The organism is Microbacterium sp. STRO-1N, from assembly GCF_057748015.1.
In genome coordinates this window covers 2,523,400-2,543,896 of sequence record NZ_CM173234.1, presented here as the reverse complement: position 1 = coordinate 2,543,896, position 20,497 = coordinate 2,523,400, and the positions used below count along the sequence as shown (strand labels likewise).

18 protein-coding genes are annotated in these 20,497 nt (G+C 66.8%); 17 read left to right on the top strand and 1 reads right to left on the bottom strand.

What is annotated here, in order from left to right; genetic code table 11:
* The first annotated feature begins 27 nt into the window (after positions 1-27).
* The 17 genes from AC3ANJ_RS12310 to AC3ANJ_RS12230 all read left to right on the top strand — a co-directional run bounded on the left by AC3ANJ_RS12310 (position 28) and on the right by AC3ANJ_RS12230 (position 20,083).
* Entirely contained in the window at positions 28-1,101 is a 1,074-nt protein-coding gene (locus tag AC3ANJ_RS12310) for a glycosyltransferase (RefSeq protein ID WP_488316547.1), read from the top strand.
* Positions 1,102-1,231: 130 nt separating this feature from the next.
* The gene (locus AC3ANJ_RS12305) at positions 1,232-3,673 is read left to right on the top strand and encodes an FG-GAP repeat domain-containing protein (protein ID WP_488316546.1); all 2,442 of its coding nucleotides are present in this window, start codon (positions 1,232-1,234) and stop codon (positions 3,671-3,673) included.
* 102 nt (positions 3,674-3,775) lie between these two features.
* Positions 3,776-4,681 carry an ABC transporter permease gene (locus AC3ANJ_RS12300; protein WP_488316545.1) on the top strand — a complete coding sequence of 302 codons (906 nt, stop codon included), beginning with the start codon at positions 3,776-3,778 and terminating at the stop codon, positions 4,679-4,681.
* On the top strand, positions 4,678-5,415 hold the full coding sequence (locus AC3ANJ_RS12295; protein ID WP_406249587.1) for an ABC transporter ATP-binding protein: 738 nt from the start codon (positions 4,678-4,680) through the stop codon (positions 5,413-5,415). Before AC3ANJ_RS12300 ends, AC3ANJ_RS12295 begins: the two co-directional genes overlap by 4 nt.
* Positions 5,412-7,340, top strand: coding sequence for a DUF6541 family protein (locus tag AC3ANJ_RS12290; protein WP_488316544.1), 1,929 nt, complete (start codon positions 5,412-5,414; stop codon positions 7,338-7,340). Before AC3ANJ_RS12295 ends, AC3ANJ_RS12290 begins: the two co-directional genes overlap by 4 nt.
* Before the next feature lie 32 nt (positions 7,341-7,372).
* Positions 7,373-8,101 (top strand): glycosyltransferase family 2 protein, encoded by a 729-nt coding sequence (locus AC3ANJ_RS12285; RefSeq protein ID WP_488316543.1) that lies wholly within the window; start codon positions 7,373-7,375, stop codon positions 8,099-8,101.
* On the top strand, positions 8,098-8,499 hold the full coding sequence (locus AC3ANJ_RS12280) for a DUF2304 family protein (protein ID WP_488316542.1): 402 nt from the start codon (positions 8,098-8,100) through the stop codon (positions 8,497-8,499). Before AC3ANJ_RS12285 ends, AC3ANJ_RS12280 begins: the two co-directional genes overlap by 4 nt.
* A gap of 8 nt (positions 8,500-8,507) precedes the next feature.
* Positions 8,508-9,713 carry a glycosyltransferase family 4 protein gene (locus tag AC3ANJ_RS12275; RefSeq protein ID WP_488316541.1) on the top strand — a complete coding sequence of 402 codons (1,206 nt, stop codon included), beginning with the start codon at positions 8,508-8,510 and terminating at the stop codon, positions 9,711-9,713.
* 11 nt (positions 9,714-9,724) lie between these two features.
* A complete protein-coding gene (locus AC3ANJ_RS12270; protein WP_488316540.1) occupies positions 9,725-10,330 on the top strand; it encodes an acyltransferase in 606 nt (201 codons plus the stop codon).
* Positions 10,327-11,424 carry a DegT/DnrJ/EryC1/StrS family aminotransferase gene (locus tag AC3ANJ_RS12265; RefSeq protein WP_488316539.1) on the top strand — a complete coding sequence of 366 codons (1,098 nt, stop codon included), beginning with the start codon at positions 10,327-10,329 and terminating at the stop codon, positions 11,422-11,424. Before AC3ANJ_RS12270 ends, AC3ANJ_RS12265 begins: the two co-directional genes overlap by 4 nt.
* Positions 11,421-12,407: a Gfo/Idh/MocA family oxidoreductase gene (locus AC3ANJ_RS12260; protein ID WP_406250511.1), complete on the top strand. Its 987-nt coding sequence runs from the start codon at positions 11,421-11,423 to the stop codon at positions 12,405-12,407. The genes AC3ANJ_RS12265 and AC3ANJ_RS12260 overlap by 4 nt, the downstream gene beginning before the upstream one ends.
* Before the next feature lie 4 nt (positions 12,408-12,411).
* Complete coding sequence (locus AC3ANJ_RS12255) at positions 12,412-14,196, top strand: ABC transporter ATP-binding protein (protein ID WP_488316538.1); 1,785 nt, start codon at positions 12,412-12,414, stop codon at positions 14,194-14,196.
* On the top strand, positions 14,193-15,404 hold the full coding sequence (locus AC3ANJ_RS12250; protein ID WP_488316537.1) for a glycosyltransferase: 1,212 nt from the start codon (positions 14,193-14,195) through the stop codon (positions 15,402-15,404). The genes AC3ANJ_RS12255 and AC3ANJ_RS12250 overlap by 4 nt, the downstream gene beginning before the upstream one ends.
* A complete protein-coding gene (locus AC3ANJ_RS12245) occupies positions 15,401-16,804 on the top strand; it encodes a polysaccharide biosynthesis protein (protein ID WP_488316536.1) in 1,404 nt (467 codons plus the stop codon). The genes AC3ANJ_RS12250 and AC3ANJ_RS12245 overlap by 4 nt, the downstream gene beginning before the upstream one ends.
* The gene (locus tag AC3ANJ_RS12240) at positions 16,801-17,724 is read left to right on the top strand and encodes an NAD-dependent epimerase/dehydratase family protein (protein WP_488316535.1); all 924 of its coding nucleotides are present in this window, start codon (positions 16,801-16,803) and stop codon (positions 17,722-17,724) included. Before AC3ANJ_RS12245 ends, AC3ANJ_RS12240 begins: the two co-directional genes overlap by 4 nt.
* Positions 17,725-17,735: 11 nt before the next feature.
* Complete coding sequence (locus AC3ANJ_RS12235) at positions 17,736-18,932, top strand: glycosyltransferase (protein WP_488316534.1); 1,197 nt, start codon at positions 17,736-17,738, stop codon at positions 18,930-18,932.
* The gene (locus AC3ANJ_RS12230; RefSeq protein WP_488316533.1) at positions 18,929-20,083 is read left to right on the top strand and encodes a glycosyltransferase; all 1,155 of its coding nucleotides are present in this window, start codon (positions 18,929-18,931) and stop codon (positions 20,081-20,083) included. Before AC3ANJ_RS12235 ends, AC3ANJ_RS12230 begins: the two co-directional genes overlap by 4 nt.
* Here the strand turns inward: AC3ANJ_RS12230 and AC3ANJ_RS12225 are convergent.
* Complete coding sequence (locus tag AC3ANJ_RS12225) at positions 20,080-20,340, bottom strand: hypothetical protein (protein ID WP_488316532.1); 261 nt, start codon at positions 20,338-20,340, stop codon at positions 20,080-20,082. The two genes, AC3ANJ_RS12230 and AC3ANJ_RS12225, sit on opposite strands and share 4 nt — an antisense overlap.
* Positions 20,341-20,497: the final 157 nt, after the last annotated feature.

Sequence of the window (20,497 nt, the reverse complement as noted above, 5' to 3'; positions counted from 1 at the left end):
GCGACCGGCGCCGTCTACCCTTCTGCTATGGGTGCTCAGCTGCGTGTCGTTCTCGATCAGCTCGCGCAGATCGTCTCGCCGGACATCGCGTGGGCCTCGCTCGAGTTGGCGGTCGGGCTCATCGCCACGGCGCCGCGTGAGTGCACGGTCGACGCGATCGTCCCCGCCGGCGCGAAGCCGGAGATCCGCGGACTGGGCGAGGTGCGGGCACTGGCCCTGCAGCGGCGGGAGCTTGCGGCATCGTGGCAGTTGGGCATCGCCCCAGCGGTCGGTGGCGGGATGATCCATTCGCCCTCGCTGATGGCGCCGCTGATCAAGCACGACCGGGTGCACGACATGGACCAGACAGTGGTGACGCTGTGGGATCTGAACGCCTGGCAGGCGCCGCAGTCGATGGCCAAGCCCGCCGTGGCCTGGCACCGGGGCATGCTGCGCCGCGCGGCCAAGCACGCCGATGCGATCGTCGTGCCGTCCCACGCCTTCGTCGACCGGCTCGAGGAGTACGCCAGATTCGGCGATCGTGTGCGTGTGATCGCCGGTGCCGCGGCATCCGATCTCTCCGCACCGAAGGATGCCGCAGCACGACGGTCTCGCATCGGAGTGCCGACGGAATACGTCGTGATCGCGGGCGCGGGGGAATCGTACGAGCACGGGTTCCGTGCGGCGGCCGCCGCCGGAACGGATGCCGTGGTGCTCGGAGCTGCCGACGGCGACGAGCCGCTGCTCGCGGACCTCGCGTCGGCGGCCGGGCTGCCGGAGCGGCGCGTGCACATCCGGGGACAGTTGGATGCGGCCGATCGCGCCGCCGTGCTCGCTGGGGCGCGCGTGTTCGTCGCCACGAGCGTGCTGACGGCCTGGCCGTGGCGCGCCGTCGAGGCGATGACGCTCGGCGTCCCCGTCGTCGCGGCCGACGGCGGTCTGCACGAGGACGTCATCGCCGACGGCGGCGTGATCGTGGCGGAGGCGGATCTGCCGGATGCCGTGGCGGATGCCGTCGGCAGCGGGAACGCGCGGCTCCGGGTGCTCGCGGGGGACCGGTCGAGGGCGTTCTCCTGGGCGAGCTCCGCCGAACGCGTGTGGGCTCTGCACGCCGAGCTGTGACTGCTGAGAAATTGCTGAGCAGGGGCGACACACGGCCCGGCGCGCCACGCGCAGGGCGCGCCGGAGCGGATAATGCCGTCACGTGCGTCACACTGGTCACATGTCTCGTCGTGCCCCACGCCCTCGAAACGTGCCCAGGATCGCCCGAATCCTCACAGTCTTCGTCGCCGCGATAGCGGTGACGATCGGCACGGTACTGCCGGCATCCGCCGCGACGTCCGCGACTGCGACGACGGCGGGTTCCGGGGCGACCATCGCCCGGGTGGCGGCCGACCCGGCGTTGAGCGGCCTTGTGAAGACCTCTCTCGTGGGCTTCAAGGCGGGGAACATCATCAGCGACGCGGTCTTCACGAGCAAGTCCGCGATGACCGAGGCGCAGATCCAGACCTTCCTCAACAGCAAGGTGAAGACCTGCCGCTCGGGGTACACATGTCTGAAGGATCTCAGGACCTCGAGCCAGACTAAGGCGGCCGACAAGTACTGCGCCGGGTACACGGCGTCGTCGGGCGAGACGGCCGCGCGCATCATCTATCGCGTCGCGCAGTCCTGCGGCATCAATCCTCAGGTGCTGATCGTGATGCTGCAGAAGGAGCAGGCGCTGGTCACGCACACGTGGCCGAGCGACTGGCGATACAACGCGGCGATGGGCCAGGCGTGCCCTGATACCGCACCCTGCGACGTGAAGTTCGCTGGATTCTTCGCGCAGGTCTACGGTGCGGCACGTCAGATGCAGGTGTACATGGAGGGGCGCCACTTCACCTGGTACGCGCCAGGGAAGACCTGGAACATCAAGTACGACGTCGAGGACTCCTGCGGACGCGCGCCGGTATACATCGCCAACAAGGCCACCTCTGCGATGTACTACTACACGCCCTATCAGCCCAACGCTGCGGCGCTGCGTGCGGGGTACGGCTCGGCCGAGCCATGCGGCGCATACGGCAACCGCAACTTCTACAACTACTTCACCGACTGGTTCGGCTCGACGCAGAAGCCGGCGGCACCGGCACCGGCGCCGACGGTGAACCCGCCGAAGTTGACGAACGTCAACACGTCTTCCTACGTGGTCAGCACCGACTCCGCCGGAAACGTCTGGGGCTACCCGTTCTCCAAGGGCGTCTGGGGTGCACGCGTGAAGATGGCGAGCGGGCTCGGGTCGCTGAAGTCCTTCTTCGGTGCCGGTGACCTCAATGGCGACGGCCATCGCGACTTCATCGCCGTCTCGGCGAACGGCAAGCCCTCGGCGCTGTACGGCAACGGCTCGACGACTCTGAGCGCACCCAAGGCGCTCGGCGGGGACTGGACCGGGACGAAGTCCGTGATCCCGGCCGGCGACTTCAACAGGGACGGCGTGCCGGACGTCTTCACCGTCGACGCTGCCGGACGTCTGCTCCTGCGCGCTGGGAACGACCGTGGCGGGTTCCGTGCTCCGGTGTCGATCGGGACGGGCTGGTCGGCCATGAGCCAGCTCATCGGTGGCATCGATATGAACGGTGACGGGCAGACGGACCTCATCGCGCGTGATGGTGCGGGCGCGCTGTTCCTCTATCCGGGAAACGGACGAGGAGGGTGGGACCGCAGGGTTCAGATCGGCAACGGCTGGAAGAGCATGACCGCGATCTTCAGCCCCGGCGACTTCACGGGAAACGGCACGCCTGATCTCCTGGCGCACGGCGCCGACGGTCGGCTGGTCGCGTTCGAGGGTCGAGGCGCCGCGTATCCGAACAGCCTGGGCGTCGTCGGCACGAACTGGCACACCCTGGCGGCGAAGGGCTTCGTAGGCCCGACGGTGAAGAAGCCACGCGCGTTCACCGCTGGCATGGGCGACGCGGACGGGCGCTCCGGGAACGATCTTGTCGCGATCACGACGAGGGGCGAAGTTCGGATCTACGGGGGAGACGGCCGCGGAGGCTGGACCGGTGTGACGAAGCTCACGACCGGATGGACTGCCCGCGACAAGGTGATCGCGCTCGGCGACTTCGGCAGCAACGGCATCCGCGACATGGCTCGCATCGACGCCAACGGAGCATTCTGGCTCTATCCGGGCAAGAGCGGAGGCGGCTACGGCGATCGCAGGCGAATCGGACAGGGATGGCAGCAGTTCGCGCACATCATCGGCGGACTCGACTTCGACGGTGATCGACGAACTGACATCATCGCCATCACCGACTCAGGAGACATGTTGTTGTACCGCGGTGATGGCGAGGGCGGTTGGGCGACCGGCACGGCTGCGAAGATCGGCAACGGCTGGGGGGTCGTCGACCAGGTGCTCAACGTCGGTGACTTCACCGGGGACGGGCGAGCCGACCTGGTCGCGCGGTTGAAGGACGGCACGTTGCGCGTGTATCCCACGACCGGCAAGGGCGGCTTCTCGTCGCCGCGCCAGATCGGCACCGGGTGGGCCGGGATGTCGAGGATCGTCGGGCCAGGTGACTTCGATGGTGACGGGCGAGCCGACGTCATCGGCATCCACACCAACGGGACGATGCACCTGTACTCGGGCGATGGCAATGGCGGCTGGAAGGCGAGCAGACAGATCGGCAACGGCTGGAGCTCGATCAGCAGTGTGGGCTGACGGCGACGGCTCTCAGGGACGTGTCCTGGCAGAAGACTCAGCCGCCCATGGGATACTGGATGCCGCGATGGCAGAGGTCGTCGCTTTCGAATGTGTGGGCCTGTGACTGAAACCCGAGATCTCTTCGCCGCCGTCCCGCGTTCCGAGTTCGACATTCCCGGCAAGAGCCGCGGGCTGATCGACGTGGTGCGCTGGCGTTACCTGTTGCGCCTGCTCGTGCGCACAGGCGTGACGACACGCTACCGGAACTCCGTGCTGGGATGGACTTGGTCGTACGTGCGCCCGGCTGCCCAGTTCCTGGTGTTCTGGGTCGTGCTGGGCCTGTTCATGAACCTGGACCGTGGCATCCCCAACTACGCTGTCTACCTGTTCAGCGGCATCGTCGTCATCAACCTGTTCTCCGAGGCCTTCAAGAACGCGACGACCTCGATCGTGGGAAATGCGGCGCTGGTCCGCAAGGTGTTCCTGCCGCGGCAGCTGTTCGCGGTTTCGGCTGTGATCGTCGCGTTCGTGCACTTCCTTCCGCAGGTCGGACTGCTTCTCGTGGTCTGCCTGTTCCTGGGATGGATCACGCACATCTCGTTGCTGTCGGTGCTGGCGATCTTCGCCGGGATGATCATCGTGATGGTGTTCGCGTTGGGCCTGGGGCTCTTCTTCGGTGCGATCAACGTCCGGTTCCGGGATGCCGAGAACATCGTGGAACTCATGCTGCTGCTCGCGACGTGGGCGTCGCCCGTGCTCTACGGCTGGTATCAGGTGCAGGACGCGATCGTCGGCACTCTCGGCTGGCCTCAGTGGATCGTCGATCTCTACCTGCTCAACCCCATCACGCAGGGAGTCGAGCTCTTCCACTTCGCGTTCTGGCGTCCGGTGACGGACGCGGCGTTCGCGATTCCGCCCGGCCTGGCATGGAACACGCTGTGGACGTTCCTCATCGCCGTGGCGACGCTGCTGTTCGGTCAGCTCGTGTTCCGCCGCCTCGAAGGAAGGTTCGCGCAAGACCTATGAGCGAGCAGACCACCATCAAGCCCAGCATCATCGTGGACGGCGTGCACAAGCGGTTCACGCTCAACCACGCCTACTCGCTCAAGGACACCGTCGTGTCCTGGATTAAGCGTCGCAAGCTCACGAGCGAGTTCGAAGCGCTCAAGGGCATCGACCTCGTGATCGGCCAGGGCGAATCCGTCGCGATCCTCGGGCTCAACGGCTCCGGCAAGTCGACGCTTCTCAAGATGGTCTCCGGCGTCATGGAGCCCGACGAGGGCCAGGTGCTCACCCGCGGTCGCGTCGCCGGCCTCATCGAGGTCGGAGCGGGCTTTCACCCCGAGTTGTCCGGGCGCGAGAACGTCTTCCTCAATGCCGCCATCCTCGGGATGAAGCAGCATGAGATCGAAGCGCGCTACGACGAGATCGTCGCATTCAGCGAGATCGAGCAGTTCATCGACCAGGAGGTCAAGCACTACTCATCCGGCATGTTCATGCGTCTGGCCTTTTCGGTCGCGATCCATGTCGAGCTCGATGTCCTGCTCGTCGACGAGATCCTCTCGGTGGGCGACGCGCCGTTCCGTGAGAAGTGCCGCCTGAAGTTCGAGGAGCTCATCGAGCAGGGCAAGACGCTCGTCGTCGTGAGCCACGACATGGAGATGGTCCGCGAGCTCTGCACGCGGGGCATCGTGATCAACAAGGGCGACGTCATCTACGACGGTGAAATCGAAGGCGCCATCGCACTGGTGGACAAGTGATCCTGGACTGGCTCGCACAGACGCCGGCTCTGTTGGCCGGGGTGCTCGTGGTCTTCGGTCCCGGCGTGCTGGCGCTGTGGGGGGTCGGTCTTCGTGGACTCGCGCTGTTCGCGTCGGCTCCGCTGTTCGGCATCGCCACGGTCGGTGCGACAGCGCTGCTCCTCGGTGCCTTCGGAGTCGCCTGGTCTCCGCTGAGCTGGGGCATCACCGCGCTGGTTCTCGCGGCGATCGCGTGGGCGCTGGGCCGCCTGCTCGGCAACAGGCTCCCCGGCATGGCACCGGTCGGGTCGAGATGGCTGTTGGCGGCGGCCATGACGATCGGTGTTCTCATCGGGGTCTGGCGCCTGACCGCGTACATCTCGGCCCCTGACGCGATCTCGCAGACGAATGACGCGGTGTTCCACATGAACGCCGTACGTTTCGCGCTGGAGACGGCGGATGCCTCGTCGCTGCACATCAATGCCGTCATCGGGGGGCGGAGCTTTTATCCCGCTGCGTGGCACGGGGTCATCTCCCTGATCGTCATGATCACCGGCGCGTCCATCTCCGCTGCGGCGAACATGTTCACGCTCGTGATGGGCGCGATCATCTGGCCGCTCGGCATCGCGTGGTTCGCGCGTGAGGCCAGCGGTTCGCGCGCGGTGGCCGCGTATGCGGCGATTCTCTCGAGTGCGCTGCAGACTTTTCCGCTGCTGCTGATCCAATGGGGGGTGCTGTTCCCGAACGCCCTGTCCATGGCGCTCGTTCCTGCCGGTATCGCGCTCGTCATGGCGTTGCCGCGATGGAATCAGGGCACGACTGCATGGCGGGCGTGGACGCGAAGTGTTCTGCTCGTGCTGGTCGTCATCGGCGCGCTTCTGCTCTCGCAGCCGTCCGCGTTCCTGCCCTGGGCGCTGATCTGCGTGATCTGGCTGACGTTCCGCCTGCTCAGCGGGGCGAAATCGACACCGCGCGCCCTCGCGTTCGTCCTGGTCGCTGCCGCCTGGATCGTTCTCCTGGCGCTCTGGGCCTACCTGGCGCAAGGAACGACAGGGTCGCATTGGCCGCCGATTCGCGGCAAGACGGCCGTGCTCGCGGACATCCTCCTGAACGGCCAGGTGATGATCCCGTTCGCGTACGGCGTGAGTGCACTGATGATCATCGGCCTGGTCGTCGCGGTGCGCCGGTCGAGTCTGCGATGGCTGGTCATCGCGTGGGGGGCGGTATCGGTCCTCTATTTCCTGGTCGCCGCCGTGGGGAACCCCTTCGTGCGCAACGCGATCCTCGGCGCCTGGTACGCCGACCCGTATCGGATCGCGGCGATCGCCCCCGTGATCGTGATCCCGCTCGCGGCTCTCGGTGTCGACGCGATCGTTCGGGTCGCAGCGCGTACGGTCGGTCGTGCAGAAGACGACCGGGTGCCGATGGCGCTGGGGGCGGTGGGGGTGACCGCTTTCATGATCGTCCTCGTCGTCGTGCGTCCGGTCGCGATGCCGGAGGTGACGGAAGGAACGATGTACGAGGGCTCGACGTACCATTCCGATGCCGACGCCTACTTGAGTCCCGATGAACGGGAACTGCTCGAGTCGCTCGTCGACGAGGTGGCTGATGATGCGCGGGTGCTGGGCAATCCCTCGACCGGCACGGGTTTCGGCTACTTCCTGAGCGGACTCGATGTCTATCCGCGGACCTGGGCGCCGCCTCGGTCGGACGCTTGGCAGGTGCTGGCTGCGGGTCTGCGCGATGCAGCGTCTGAGGCGGCGGTGTGCGATGCGCTTCTGGTCTACGGGTCGCCTGAGTACGTCCTCGACTTCGGTCCTGGTGAGGTGGAACCGGGACGCTACGTCATGCCGGGGATGACGGACTTCGAAGGGCAGGACGGATTCGAACTCGTCGCCGAGCGCGGCGACGTATCACTCTGGCGGATCACGGCGTGCGACGAGTAGCCGCACAGACCGCCCGGCTAGGATCGATCTCGATGGAAGCCGCAGAGAGTCGTGTCCTCATCGTCCTGCCGGCGCTGAACGAAGAGGAATCCGTCGCGCATGTCGTCCGCGACGTCCGAAGCGCGATCCCGAGCGCCGTCGTCGTCGTCGTCGATGACGGGTCGAGGGATCGGACGGGGGCCGTCGCATCCGAGGCGGGGGCGATCGTGCTCACGCTGCCGTTCAATCTCGGCGTCGGCGGCGCGATGCGTGCGGGCTTCCGGTTCGCCCGCGACAACGGGTTCGACGTCGTCGTCCAGGTCGACGCGGACGGACAGCATGATCCGGCAGCGATTCTTCAGCTGATCCAGGGACTCGGCGAGGCCGACCTCATGATCGGCGCCCGCTTCGCGGGAGTCGGAGACTACGGCGTGCGCGGACCACGGAAGTGGGCGATGCGCATCCTCGCAGCCGTCATGAGCCGGGTCGCCAGAACCCGACTGACCGACGTCACGAGTGGATTCAAGGCGGCTGGTCCGCGAGCCGTACGGCTGTTCGCCGACACATTCCCCGCGGAGTATCTGGGCGACACGGTCGAGGCGCTCGTGATCGCGGCACGAGCGGGACTGGTGGTCCGCCAATTGCCCGTCGAGATGCGGGAGCGCCAAGCAGGTGTCCCCTCGCATCATCCGTTCAAGGCCGCCGTCTACCTGGTGCGGGCGTGCGCGGCCTTCGGCCTCGCCATGCTCCGGCCGCGTACTCGACTGGAGGATGTGCGATGAGCCCCGTGACCTACGCCTTCGGCATCGCCGCGGCCGTTCTCGCTCTGATCGCCATCATCGAACTGATGCGTCGCGGCACGCTGCGTGAGCGTCACGCCGTCTGGTGGTTCGTCGGCGGCGTGCTGGCACTGGTCATCGCGGTCTTCCCTCAGACGCTCACCTGGGCCGCCCAGACGCTCGGCATCACGGTGCCGACGAACCTGGTGTTCTTCGTCGCGATCGGTCTGCTGTTCCTGGTCAGCCTGCAGTACGGTGCCGAGCTGACGAGGGTCGAGGAGAAGCTGCGCACGCTTGCCGAGCAGTCCGCGTTCCAGGAGAACCGGATCGCGGAGCTCGAGCGACGTCTCGACGACCGCTCGGCCCGCGCCGAGCGTGCGGACGGAGACCCGCACGAATGAGCCGACCCATGCGTGCGCTCATCGCGTCACGACTGTTCCCCCCGGAGGTCAGTGCCGGCGCCTTCCGGCTCGGGGCGCTCGGACGCGCTCTCGCACGCCGAGGCGCCGAGGTGACCGTGCTGACGACCCGTCCCCCCAAGCATGCGCCCGCCGTCGCCGATCCGCCCGGCGTCGCCGTGCACCGCTGGCCGGTGCTGCGTGATCGCGGAGGAAACGTCCGTGGGTACATCCAGTACCTCAGCTTCGATGTGCCGCTGATCTTCCGCCTGCTGACTCGGCGATTCGATGTCGCCGTCGCCGAGGCTCCGCCGACGACGGGGCTCGTGGTGCTGATCGTCGCGTGGCTCAAGCGCCGCCCTGTCGTCTATTACGCAGCCGACGTCTGGACCGACGGGGTCGTGTCCATGGCGGCTCCTCGTCCTGTCATCGCCGTCATCCGCGCACTCGAGCGATCCGTGCTGCGAGGTGCACGAGGCGTCATCTCCGTTTCTGACGAGGTCACCGCTCGCCTGGTGGAACTCGGCGCCGATCCCGTGCGCATCACCACGGTGGGCAACGGCATCGACACCGCAGTCTTCGCACCCGAGGTCGAGCCTGCGACGGACGATCGATACTTCGTCTACACCGGCACGATGTCGGAGTGGCAGCAGCCCGATATCTTCGTGCGCGCCCTGGCGCTCATCGCCGATGACCATCCGAGCGTGAAGCTGCGTTTCTTCGGCCAGGGGTCCGTCCAGTCCGCACTCCGGTCGCTGTCCGAAGAACTCGTGCCAGGGCGAGTCAGTTTCGGGGGAGTGGTGAGCCCGGCGGCGTCCGCCGGATGGATCCGAGGCGCCGTCGCGTCGCTCGTGAGCATCGTTCCCGGCATCGGCTACGACTTCGCCAAGCCCACCAAGACCTACGCCGCCGCAGCCATCGGCACCCCGGTGCTGTTCGCCGGGGCGGGCGCGGGCGCCGACCTGGTGCGCTCGGCGCGACTGGGCGTCGCCGTGGAATTCACGCCGGAGGCCGTTGCCGATGCCATGCGCTCGTTGCTCGCCGAGACCGATTCGGGCGCGACCGAGAGTCGACGGGCGGAGCGTGCGAGCTGGGCGGCCGAGCATGCGTCCCTCGACGCTGTGGCATCGCGGGTTTCGGCGGTGGTCTCTCAGGTCGCTCTGGCGCGCACCGGTAAGCTGAACAAGGCTTCCGGTGGCACCTCTCGACCGGAGTGAAAGGCATCTTCATGACTGAATCCGTGCGCATCGTCGACTCCGCAGATGTGTCTCCGAACGCCGTGATCGGCGACGGATCGTCGATCTGGCACCTGGCACAGGTGCGCGAGGACGTCCGCATGGGAGAGAACTGCATCGTCGGACGCGGCGCGTACATCGGCACCGGAGTCGTCATGGGCGACAACTGCAAGGTGCAGAACTACGCGCTCGTGTACGAGCCGGCGAAGCTCGGTGATGGGGTGTTCATCGGTCCGGCCGTCGTGCTGACGAATGACACCTACCCCCGTGCGATCAACCCGGATGGGTCGCTGAAGAGCGCGCACGACTGGGAGCCGGTCGGCGTCACGATCGAGCGCGGTGCGTCCATCGGCGCCAGGGCGACCTGCGTCGCTCCCGTCACCGTCGGCGCCTGGGCGACGGTCGCCGCCGGCGCCGTCGTCGTCAAGGACGTCCCGGCGTACGCGCTGGTGGCCGGCGTTCCGGCCCGCCGCATCGGCTGGGTGGGGGAGGCGGGTCTTCCGCTCACCTCCTCGGATGCCGACGACGTCTGGATCTGCCCCGCAAGCGGCACCCGCTACATCGAGAACGATGGCGCACTGAGCAAGGAGAACGTGTGAGCGAGTTCATTCCCCCCGCCAAGCCGATCATCGGCGACGAGGAGCGCGAGGCGGTCGACCGCGTGCTGCGCAGCGGCATGGTGGCGCAGGGCCCTGAGGTTGCGGCGTTCGAGAGCGAGTTCTCGGCGCATTTCGTGCAGGGTCGTCCTTCCGTGGCCGTGAACTCGGGTACCGCGGGCCTTCACCTCGGCCTCCTCGCCGCGGGCGTCGGCGCCGGTGACGAGGTCATCGTGCCGTCCTTCACGTTCGCCGCGACCGGCAACTCGGTGGCGCTCACCGGCGCGACTCCGGTCTTCGTCGACATCGAGCCGGAGACGTTCAGCCTCGACCCGGAGGCCGTGGCGGCGGCGATCACGCCGAAGACCAAGGGCATCCTCCCGGTTCACCTCTACGGGCACCCTGCGCGCATGCGCGAACTCGAGGTTCTGGCCGGCGCACGCGGCGTCGCACTCTACGAGGATGCCGCGCAGGCGCACGGCGCGGCCCTCGACGGTCGTCCGGTCGGAACGTTCGGCGATTTCGCCATGTTCAGCCTCTACCCGACGAAGAACATGACCAGCGGCGAGGGCGGGATGGTCACGACGGCGACCGACGACATCGCCCGTCGTGTCAAGCTGCTGCGCAATCAGGGCATGGAGCGTCAGTACGAGAACGAGATCATCGGCTTCAACGCGCGTATGACCGACATCCACGCGGCGATCGGTCGAGTGCAGCTGACCAAGGTGGATGCCTGGACGAAGACGCGTCAGGCCAATGCGGCTTTCCTGGACGCCAACCTGCAGGGCGTGGTCATCCCACCTGTCGCCGACGGCGCCACGCACGTCTACCACCAGTACACGATCCGCGTGACCGATGACCGCGACGGGTTCGTCGCAGCGCTCAAGAACGAGCACAACGTCGGCGCCGGCGTCTACTATCCGATTCCGAACCACCGCCTGCCTTCGCTCGCACCGTTCGCGCCAGGGCTCGAACTGCCCGAGACCGAGCGTGCAGCGCGCGAAGTGGCCTCGCTGCCTGTGCACCCGTCGCTCACGCAGGACGACCTCGAGCGCATTGCCGCAGCGGTCAACACCGTGGCCGGGGCCGGCGCCTGATGGCCCTGCGCGCAGGACTCCTCGGAGTCGGAATGATGGGGCGCCACCACGCACGCGTGCTGCGTGAGGTGGACGGTGTCGACCTCGTCGCGATCGCTGATCCCGGCGGTGACCCGCACGGCGTCGCCGGCGACCTCGAGGTTCTTCCCGACATCGAGGCGCTGATCGCTGCGGGAATCGATATCGCCGTCGTGGCCGTCCCGACGCGCTTCCACGAGGACGCCGCGCTCAAGCTCGCGGCAGCGGGAGTGCATACTCTCGTCGAGAAGCCGATCGCCGACACCGTCGAGGCCGGGCAGCGCATGGTCGACGCCTTCGCGTCGGCCGGGCTGGTCGGTGCCGTCGGTCACATTGAGCGTTTCAACCCTGCATTGCAGGAACTTCGTCGCCGGATCGAGGCCGATGAACTCGGTGCGGTCTACCAGGTGGTAACCCGCCGCCAGGGTCCGTTCCCGTCGCGCATCGCCGACGTCGGGGTCGCGAAGGACCTCGCCTCGCACGATGTCGATCTCACAGCGTGGGTGGTGCAGAGCGACTACGAGCGCGTCTTCGCGCAGACGGCCTTCAAGAGCGGTCGCGAGCACGAGGACATGATCACGATCACCGGACGCACGGCATCCGGTGTCATCGTGAACAACATCGTGAACTGGCTGAGTCCGATGAAGGAGCGCCTCACGGTCGTCACGGGGGAGAAGGGGGCGTTCATCGCCGACACCTCCACCGGCGACCTGACGTTCTACGCCAACGGCACGATCCCGCTCGAGTGGGAATCCGTCTCGTCCTTCCGCGGAGTCTCCGAAGGGGACGTGACCCGATACGCCTTCGCCAAGCGTGAGCCGCTCCGCGTCGAGCACGAGGCTTTCCGTGACGCCGTGCTCGGAGAGAAGACCGACGTCGTCACCATGGAGCAGGGGCTTCGGACGCTCGTCGTCGTCGAAGCCGCACTCGAGTCCGCGCGGGAGGGCGCGTCCGTCTCGCTCTGATCACATGAATCTCATCGTCCGCACTCTCCGACGACTGATGCCGTTCCTCCCGGCGTCGGCCCGTCGATTCCTGTTCGTATATTCGCTGACATCATCCGTGCTCTCACTGATCGATGTCGTGGCGCTCATGCTGATGGCACTGACACTCGCCGCCAGCGTGACCCAGGCGGACATCACACTGCCGCTGCTCGGCACGATCTCGGCGGATCAGTCCCTCGTGCTGATCCTCGTGCTCGCTGCCATCGTGATCCTAAAGTCCGCCGCCAACGTCTGGCTACAGTGGATCGCGACGCGCCGCTTCGCCTCGTTCGAGCTCAGCGTCGGCCAGGAACTGTTCGGCGCCTACATCCGAGCGTCCTGGACAGATCGCATCTCGCGCAACAGCGCTCAGATCGTGGCCATGTCCGACAGCGGCATCGCCAACGTGGTCGCCGGCTTCCTCCTGCCGATCACGACGCTTCCGGGGCTGATCGTCACCAGCGTGGGCGTCGTCGCGGTACTCATCGTCTCGCAGCCGATCACCGCCTTGGTGACCATCGTGTACCTCGGCGGGATCGCGCTGCTGCAGTACTTCGTGCTCAGCGGCAAGACGCGTCAGGCGGCTCGGGTGGCGCGCGATTCCGCACTCCGCGTCGCCGCTCTCATCTCGGGCATGGTCGCGTCTCTCAAGGAGATCACGCTGCGCGACAAGGCTGACGAGGTGAGCAGTGTCGTGGAGCGCAACCGTCGGCAGACCGCCCAGGCTCGGGCGAACTCCAGTTTCCTGGCGACCGTTCCGCGGTTCATCTTCGATGCGGCGATCATCGGCGGCTTCGTCATCGTCGGCGGCGCTGCGATGATCAGTTCCGGCGGCGACATGAACAGCACCATCTCCGCTGTGGCGATGTTCGGCATCGCCGGCTTCCGACTGGTGCCGTCGCTGACCGGTTTCCAGTCGGTGATCACCCGAACGATCACCTCGGCACCCTATGTGGATGCCGTCATCACCGACATCGAGGCGTCGAAGAAGTTCCTCGCGGATCAGGAGATCCTCGGCAAGCAGCCGCTCCCGGGCGAGCCGCAGCAGCTCGATCTGCAGGACGTCGCGTTCACGTTCCCCGGAAGCGATCGCCCGGCTGTCCGTGGCGTCGACCTGAGCATCCCGATGGGAGCCACCGTCGGCATCGCCGGCGCTTCCGGAGCCGGGAAGTCGACGCTCATCGACCTGCTGCTCGGATTGCTGACGCCGACGCAGGGTTCGATCAAGATCGACGGTCTGCCGCTCGAGGATGTCATGGCCGCGTGGCGGACCCACGTCGGATATGTTCCGCAGGAGGTGACGCTGTTCGACGGCACGGTCGCGCAGAACATCGCCCTGACCTGGGGTGACGATCTCGACCTCGCGCGCGTGGAGCAGGCGGCGCGCCGCGCTCAGCTCTGGGACGTCATCGAGCAGCGCGCGGACGGGCTGTCTTCTCGCGTGGGCGAACGCGGGCTCACGCTTTCGGGAGGCCAACGGCAGCGGTTGGGCATCGCCCGCGCACTGTACAGCGACCCGCTCATCCTGGTCCTGGATGAGGCGACCAGCGCGCTCGACACGAAGACCGAGGCGGACGTCGCGGATGCGATCCGTGACCTGCGCGGCGATGTGACCGTCATCGCCGTCGCACACAGGCTCAGCACCATCCGCGACTCGGACATCGTCCTGTTCATGCACGACGGCACCGTCACAGCGCAGGGCACCTTCGATGAGGTGGTCGCCGCGAGCGCCGAGTTCGCGGCGCAGGCGAGACTGGCAGGACTCGCATGAGCACGCTGTCGACGAAGGCGCGCATCGCCTATCGGAGAGCGGTGGGCATGCTGCCGGATCGTCTCTCCGTGCCGCTGCGTCCTGCCGATCGGAAGTTCGAGCTCGCGGACGTGCCCCCGCCGGTCGCGGCGCCGACGGGAGACACGCGTCTGTACACGGCGCCGGCGAACTTCGCCGCGCAGGGCTACCACTGGGCGCGGGCGGCGGAGAGGCTCCCCGGCGTCGGCGCGGTCAACATGCAGTACCGTGCCAGCGGCGATTTCGGTTTCCCTGCCGACTACTCGGTGTCCGAACGGGTCTTCCTGAACTCCGGCACGTGGGCTCGTCGTCAGCGCGATGCGGTCGCCGATGGCTTCACGCACGTGATCTTCGAGGCCGAGCGGCCCATCTTCGGGCTGGCGTTCGAGCGCTTCCCCGAGCGGGAGGCGCGTTGGCTGCAGGGCCGTGGCCTCCAGGTGGGGCTGGCGAGCCTCGGAACCGATCTGCGGCTGCCCAGCCGGCACGCGCAACTGGACCGATGGTCGCCGTTCCGCGACGGCGACCGTGCGTGGATCGCCGACCTCGAAACCAAGGCGCTTCGGAACCGTGGCCTGTTCGAGCGCCTCGGCGTCCCGTCCTTCGTCGCGACCCCGGAGCTGCTGGGCGATTGGCCGGATGCGGTCTGGCTGCCGATCGTGATCGACCCATCGGATTGGCACTCGGATCGCGAAGCGCTGACCGGCGGAGTTCCGATCGTGCTGCATGCTCCGACGAACCCGGCAGTCAAGGGCACCGCGCTCATCGAACCCGTTGTCGAACGCCTGTCGGCGGACGGGATCATCGATTATCAGCGCATCGTCAAGGTCCCGGCATCCGAAATGCCCGGGCGATACGCGCAGGCGGACGTCGTGCTCGACCAGTTCGCGCTCGGCATCTACGCCACGACATCGATCGAAGCCATGGCGGCCGGACGCCTCGTCGTCGCGCATCTGCACGATCAGGTGCGCGACCACATCCGGGAGATCACGGGGCTCGATGCTCCGATCGTCGAGGCCACGCCTGACACGATCGGCGAGGCGCTCCGCGACGTCGCCGCGCGGCCGGAGCACTATCGCGAAATCGCCCAGCGCGGTCCGGACTATGTCGAGGCCGTCCACAACGGTGCCCTCGCGTCACGCGTACTCGCGCCATTCCTCGGCAAGAGCGCCGAAGCTAGGATCGGCACGTGAACGAACCGGACGCCGAACGAGGAAGGCGTCGTCGAGTCCTGGTGGTCGGATTCGGCGTAGCGGGTATCGGAATCGCCGCGGACGCCAGAGCACACGGGCATGAGATCGTCGGCTTCCTCGATGACCTGAAGAGCTCTCCGGAGGTGCTGGGCTCCCTCGCCGACGTCAACCGCGTCGTGCGCGAGCACGATGTCGATTCCGTCTACTTCGCCATCCCGACGGTCGATGCGAAGGTCCTCCGCGATTTCCTCTCGGGGCTGGAGAAGACCGGGCTGCGCTTGTCGATCCTGCCCCGCACCTACAAGACGATCAGCAGCGAGTCGGTGAGCGTGAGCGATCTGACCGACGTGGACGTCTTGCAACTGGTGGGTAGGCAACCTGTCAAGCATGACCTGCTCGACGCGCAGCGCATGGTCGCGGGCAAGCGGGTCCTCGTCACCGGAGCAGCAGGATCGATCGGGTCCCGGCTCGTCGAGCACCTTCTCACGCTCGGCGTCGCCCAGGTGGTCGCGGTGGACTGGTGGGAGAACGGTCTGTTCCATCTGGAGAACAGCCTCGAGAACGAGCGCCTCCGGGTGGTCGTCGCCGATGTGAAGAACGAGCACCGGATCGCGCGTATCTTCTCGGAGCACCGGCCAGAGCTCGTGTTCCACGCGGCCGCGTACAAGCACGTCCCGCTCATGGAGGACAACCCCGCTGAGGCGGTGGTCAACAACGCGTTCGGAGCGGAGAACGTCCTTCGACAGGCGATCTCGATCGGTGCGAGTCACGCGGTGTACGTGTCGACGGACAAGGCCGTCCGTCCGGCGAACGTCATGGGTTCATCCAAACGTCTCGGAGAGCTGCTCCTCGGCGATCTCGCACAGCGATCCGGCAGCACGAAGCTGACCGCCGTCCGGTTCGGAAACGTGCTCCAGAGCAACGGCAGCGTCATGGAGACCTTCCGGCGCCAGATCGAGGCCGGCGGCCCCTTGACCGTCACGCATCGCGACGTGACGCGCTACTTCATGACGATCGATGAGGCCGCTCAACTGATCATTCAATCGGCATTGCTCGGAGCCAACGGAGACATCTGCGTGCTCGACATGGGCGAGCCGGTTCGGATCATGGATCTGGCCGAGAGCCTCGTGCGCGCCACAGCGCCCCATGTGCGCATCGACGTCACCGAACTGCGTCCAGGGGAGAAGCTCTACGAAGAGCTCACCTACAATCCGGAACTGGCGACGAGCACCGCGAACAGCAAGGTCTTCATCCTTCAGGTCGAGGCCGAGATGGACGTCCCTGTGACCCGTATTCGGGAGCTGATCGCTGCGATCCGGTCAGGGGAATGCACCGATGAGCAGACGCTTGCGGCGTTGCGGGACATGGGATTCAACATCAAGGAACGCGCGTCGGTATGACGGCACGCCAGCAGCAGTACGTACTGCCGGACCCGGTCATCGTCACAGGCGGCAACGGCCGTATCGGCCGCCTCGTCGTCGCGGACCTGCGCGCTCGCGGGTGCCGGGTGATCTCACTCGCCAGATCGCACGGCGCCGAGCCCCGTGCCGACGACATCTTGATCGACCTGACCGACTCGCAGCGGCTCGCCGAGATCGTCGCACAGTCCGGTGCGACGGAAGTGCTCCACCTGGCTGCTGCGCAGCGCGGCGACGAGGTGGAGGCGACGAACGAACGGATCGACCTCGCGGTCGCGTCCGCTGCCTCCGGCCTGGCACGGGTGGTGCTCGCATCTTCGGCTGCCGTGTACGGCGCGGGCGCCACAGATGCCCGCTCCGAGGACTCCGCGTTGGATGGGACCAGCCCCTACGCGCGTTCCAAGCAGCGCTCGGAGCGCATCTTCGCTGATCTCGTCGATCAGAGCCGGGTCGCATCCGTGTTGGCGTTGCGCATCTTCAATGTTGCAGGACCCGAGTTCCCGGATTCGCTGGTGCAGCGTTTGATCCATGCGGTCGCCGCGGAGCCGGTGCAGCTCACGGAGCCGGACAGATTCGTCAGGGACTATGTCCATCAGGATGACGTCGTCGACCTCCTGCGCGCCTCATTGACGGTCGCGTCGCCCGGCTACCGGGTCGTGAATCTGGGCGCGGGAGTAGCCGTCAGCACGCGAATGCTGCTGAACTCCATCCTGCCGCGACCCGACAGCGTCGTCGTCGCACCGGGACCGATGAGCAGCAGTTGGGCTGATGTCTCCGAGATGTGCTCGCTCTTCGGCATCCAACCGAGGGCGATGCCGGATCGCAGTTGGGACCGATCCGCCGCGACCATGGTCAGCGCCGCGGATGCTTCTCGGACCGCCGCGAAGGGGGAATCGACGTGAGGTCTCTTGTCATGGCTGCTGCGAGGGCGGGACTGAGCGTCGTGCCCGACCGACTCCTCGGAAGGCTGCTTCCGGGGTCGCTCGGGTGGGATCAGGATCAGATGCAGGTTGCGCAGCCTCGCGAGGCCGCAGCCGTGCGTTTGCTGATCGCCCCGGTCAATTCCGCAGGACAAGCGTATCGGTGGGCGCGCGCCGCGGAGGAGCATCTGCAGGGCGTCACGGCATCCAATCTCATGACGTCGAACGCCAGGACCTCGGCGTTCGGTTTTCCCGCCGACGTCGCAGTCCCGGACAGCGGTTTCATCTTCGCTCACGGCTGGCAGCGCAGGCAGCGCGACGCGATCGTGGGAGAGTTCTCTCATGTGCTGCTGGAATCCGGGCGGTTCATGTACGGGTCGCGACCCGGCCGTACTCCACGGCAGATCGCGGACCAGGTGCGCTCCGCAGGTGTGACGGTCGGCCTGCTGTGGCATGGAACGGACATCCGCGTGCCGAGCGAGCACGCACTCATCGAGCAGGACTCACCGTTCGGCGTGAATGGTCGTTACCCGGAAGCCGACGTCCGGATTCTGGAAGAGAACGCGCTGAAGCGTCACCGGATGTTCGAGGGCTCTGGGATGCCGGTTTTCGTCTCTACGCCGGGCCTGCTCGATCTCCCGGGATCTCAGTGGCTGCCGGTAGTGGTCGAACCTGATGTCTGGCAGGGCGCCGAGCCGCCACTGCAGCGCGAACGTCCCGTCGTCGCCTATGCCCCGAGCAACTCGCCGATGAAGGGTGATCCGAGTCTCGATGAGCAACTGAGCACGCTCGAATCTCAGGGATTGATCGAGTACCGCAGGGTCGAGGGTGTCCCGTCGCAGGAGATGCCTGCCCTGTATCGCAACGCAGACATCGTCCTGGATCAGTTCCGCCTCGGCGACTACGGCGTCGCCGCATGCGAAGCCATGGCTGCCGGCCGTCTCGTGATCGGGCATGTGAGCGACGAGGTGCGAGACCGGGTGCGTCGGAGCACAGGACTTGAGCTTCCGATCGTGGAATCTCGATTCTCGGACGTCGGCGAAGTCATCGAGGACGTGCTCTCAGACCGCGAATCCTGGACTTCGCGCGCAGAGCGAGGGCCCGAATTCGTACGAGCCGTGCACGACGGTGCTCGATCCGCGCGTGTGCTCGCCCCATTCCTCGGAGCCCAGGAGGTCCTTCCCGTATGAGCCGCCCCCGTATCCTCTGCATCTCGTTCTCCGATATCACGGCGGATTCCCGTGTACTGCGCCAACTCGGCGTTCTACGGCAGTTCGGAGAAGTGACGACCCTCGCCTACGGCCCGCGGCCGGACGGGGCGGACCACCACCTCGAGATCCCTCGCAATCTGCCGTCGCTACCGCAGACGCCCGCTGGAGTCGTGAAACTGCTGCTACGACGCTTCGGGTCGGTGGCCGTGCAGGCGCCGGCGATCAGCGCGGCTCTCAAAGCCATCGACGGACAGAGCTTCGACATCGTGGTGGCCAACGAAGCTCGAGCGCTCCCGCTGGCTTTCAGCGTTGGCGGCTCGCCGCGCATCTGGTGCGATCTGCACGAGTGGGCGCCGGAGGAACGCACCCACGTGGTGTCGTGGCGGCTTCTCGTCGCGCCCTTCATGCGCTGGATCTGCGCGCAGTACCTGCCTCGCGTGGATGCTGCGACGACCGTCAACGAGTCGATCGCCGAGATGTATGTGGAGGCTTTCGGCATCCGCCCCGAAGTGGTGCGCAATGCGATCCCGTATCGTTCCGATCTGGCACCGACCGAGCTCGAGCCGCAACGCGTGCGCTTGGTCCACAGCGGCGGTGCCGTACCGGGCCGGAACATCGAAGCGCTGATCGACGGGGTCGAGCTCGTGGGCGACGGCTGCACATTGGATCTCTACCTGATCGGGTCGCGTCAGGGCGATGCGTACTGGCGAGAGCTGTCGGCGCGCATCGAAGCGAGTGAACGGACGACGCTTCACCCTCCAGTGGCGCCCGATCTGCTGCCCGATACCTTGAACGCGTATGACCTCGGCGTCTTCCTGCTCCCGCCGCACACTCCGAATCACCGCTACATGTTGCCGAACAAGTTCTTCGACTTCGTGCAGGCGCGCCTCGGGCTCGTCTTCGGCCCGTCCGTCGAGACGGACCGACTGATCAATGAAGACGGTCTCGGCGTCATCACTGCCGGCTATTCGGCGGAAGATTTCGCGGCCGCGATCCGTGCTCTCACGCCGGAGCGCATTGCGGCGTTCAAACAGGCATCGGATGCTGCGGCGGTCACGTTGTCCTCCGATGAGGACATCGAAGTCGAGCGCAGGATCCTCCGGCGCCTCGGAGGGCGTGAAGCGGGCTAGCGACCGGCCGCGAGCAGTGCCCGCGCCGGAGCAAGACCGTGTACGCCTCGTACGCCCGGTCGGGTCGAGGAGCGCAGCGCCTTCCACGCAGTGAGGATCGCGTCGCGCTCGAGGGCGACGATGAGGTCGGCCTCCGCGGTCGATGTCTGGAAGTCGCGGTTGCGGCGAGCGGCCTTCGCGAAGCGGCGTCCACCGTCGAGCGGAGTGAGGCGCAGGATGTTCCGTCCGATGACGGAACGTTGGAGCGTCGTAGCCATCCGGCCCCTCGAAGGGAGCGCGGACGGGCCGAGCCCGATCAGCGAGACGCTCGATCCCTGCGCATCGCAGCTCGTCGCGGTGACGACATCGACATGATCCTCAGGTTGTATCTGGAGGGATTCAAGAGCAGCGGCGACGGCACCGCTGGGAGCGATC

Excerpts from the sequence above, each read along its gene's own strand:
- AC3ANJ_RS12285 (WP_488316543.1), top strand. The coding sequence starts at position 7,373 with ATGGAAGCCGCAGAGAGTCGTGTCCTCATCGTCCTGCCGGCGCTGAAC.
- AC3ANJ_RS12235 (WP_488316534.1), top strand. The coding sequence starts at position 17,736 with ATGGCTGCTGCGAGGGCGGGACTGAGCGTCGTGCCCGACCGACTCCTC.
- AC3ANJ_RS12310 (WP_488316547.1), top strand. The coding sequence starts at position 28 with ATGGGTGCTCAGCTGCGTGTCGTTCTCGATCAGCTCGCGCAGATCGTC.
- AC3ANJ_RS12240 (WP_488316535.1), top strand. The coding sequence starts at position 16,801 with ATGACGGCACGCCAGCAGCAGTACGTACTGCCGGACCCGGTCATCGTC.
- AC3ANJ_RS12255 (WP_488316538.1), top strand. The coding sequence starts at position 12,412 with ATGAATCTCATCGTCCGCACTCTCCGACGACTGATGCCGTTCCTCCCG.
- AC3ANJ_RS12295 (WP_406249587.1), top strand. The coding sequence starts at position 4,678 with ATGAGCGAGCAGACCACCATCAAGCCCAGCATCATCGTGGACGGCGTG.
- AC3ANJ_RS12280 (WP_488316542.1), top strand. The coding sequence starts at position 8,098 with ATGAGCCCCGTGACCTACGCCTTCGGCATCGCCGCGGCCGTTCTCGCT.
- AC3ANJ_RS12250 (WP_488316537.1), top strand. The coding sequence starts at position 14,193 with ATGAGCACGCTGTCGACGAAGGCGCGCATCGCCTATCGGAGAGCGGTG.
- AC3ANJ_RS12225 (WP_488316532.1), bottom strand. The coding sequence starts at position 20,340 with ATGGCTACGACGCTCCAACGTTCCGTCATCGGACGGAACATCCTGCGC.
- AC3ANJ_RS12275 (WP_488316541.1), top strand. The coding sequence starts at position 8,508 with ATGCGTGCGCTCATCGCGTCACGACTGTTCCCCCCGGAGGTCAGTGCC.
- AC3ANJ_RS12270 (WP_488316540.1), top strand. The coding sequence starts at position 9,725 with ATGACTGAATCCGTGCGCATCGTCGACTCCGCAGATGTGTCTCCGAAC.
- AC3ANJ_RS12230 (WP_488316533.1), top strand. The coding sequence starts at position 18,929 with ATGAGCCGCCCCCGTATCCTCTGCATCTCGTTCTCCGATATCACGGCG.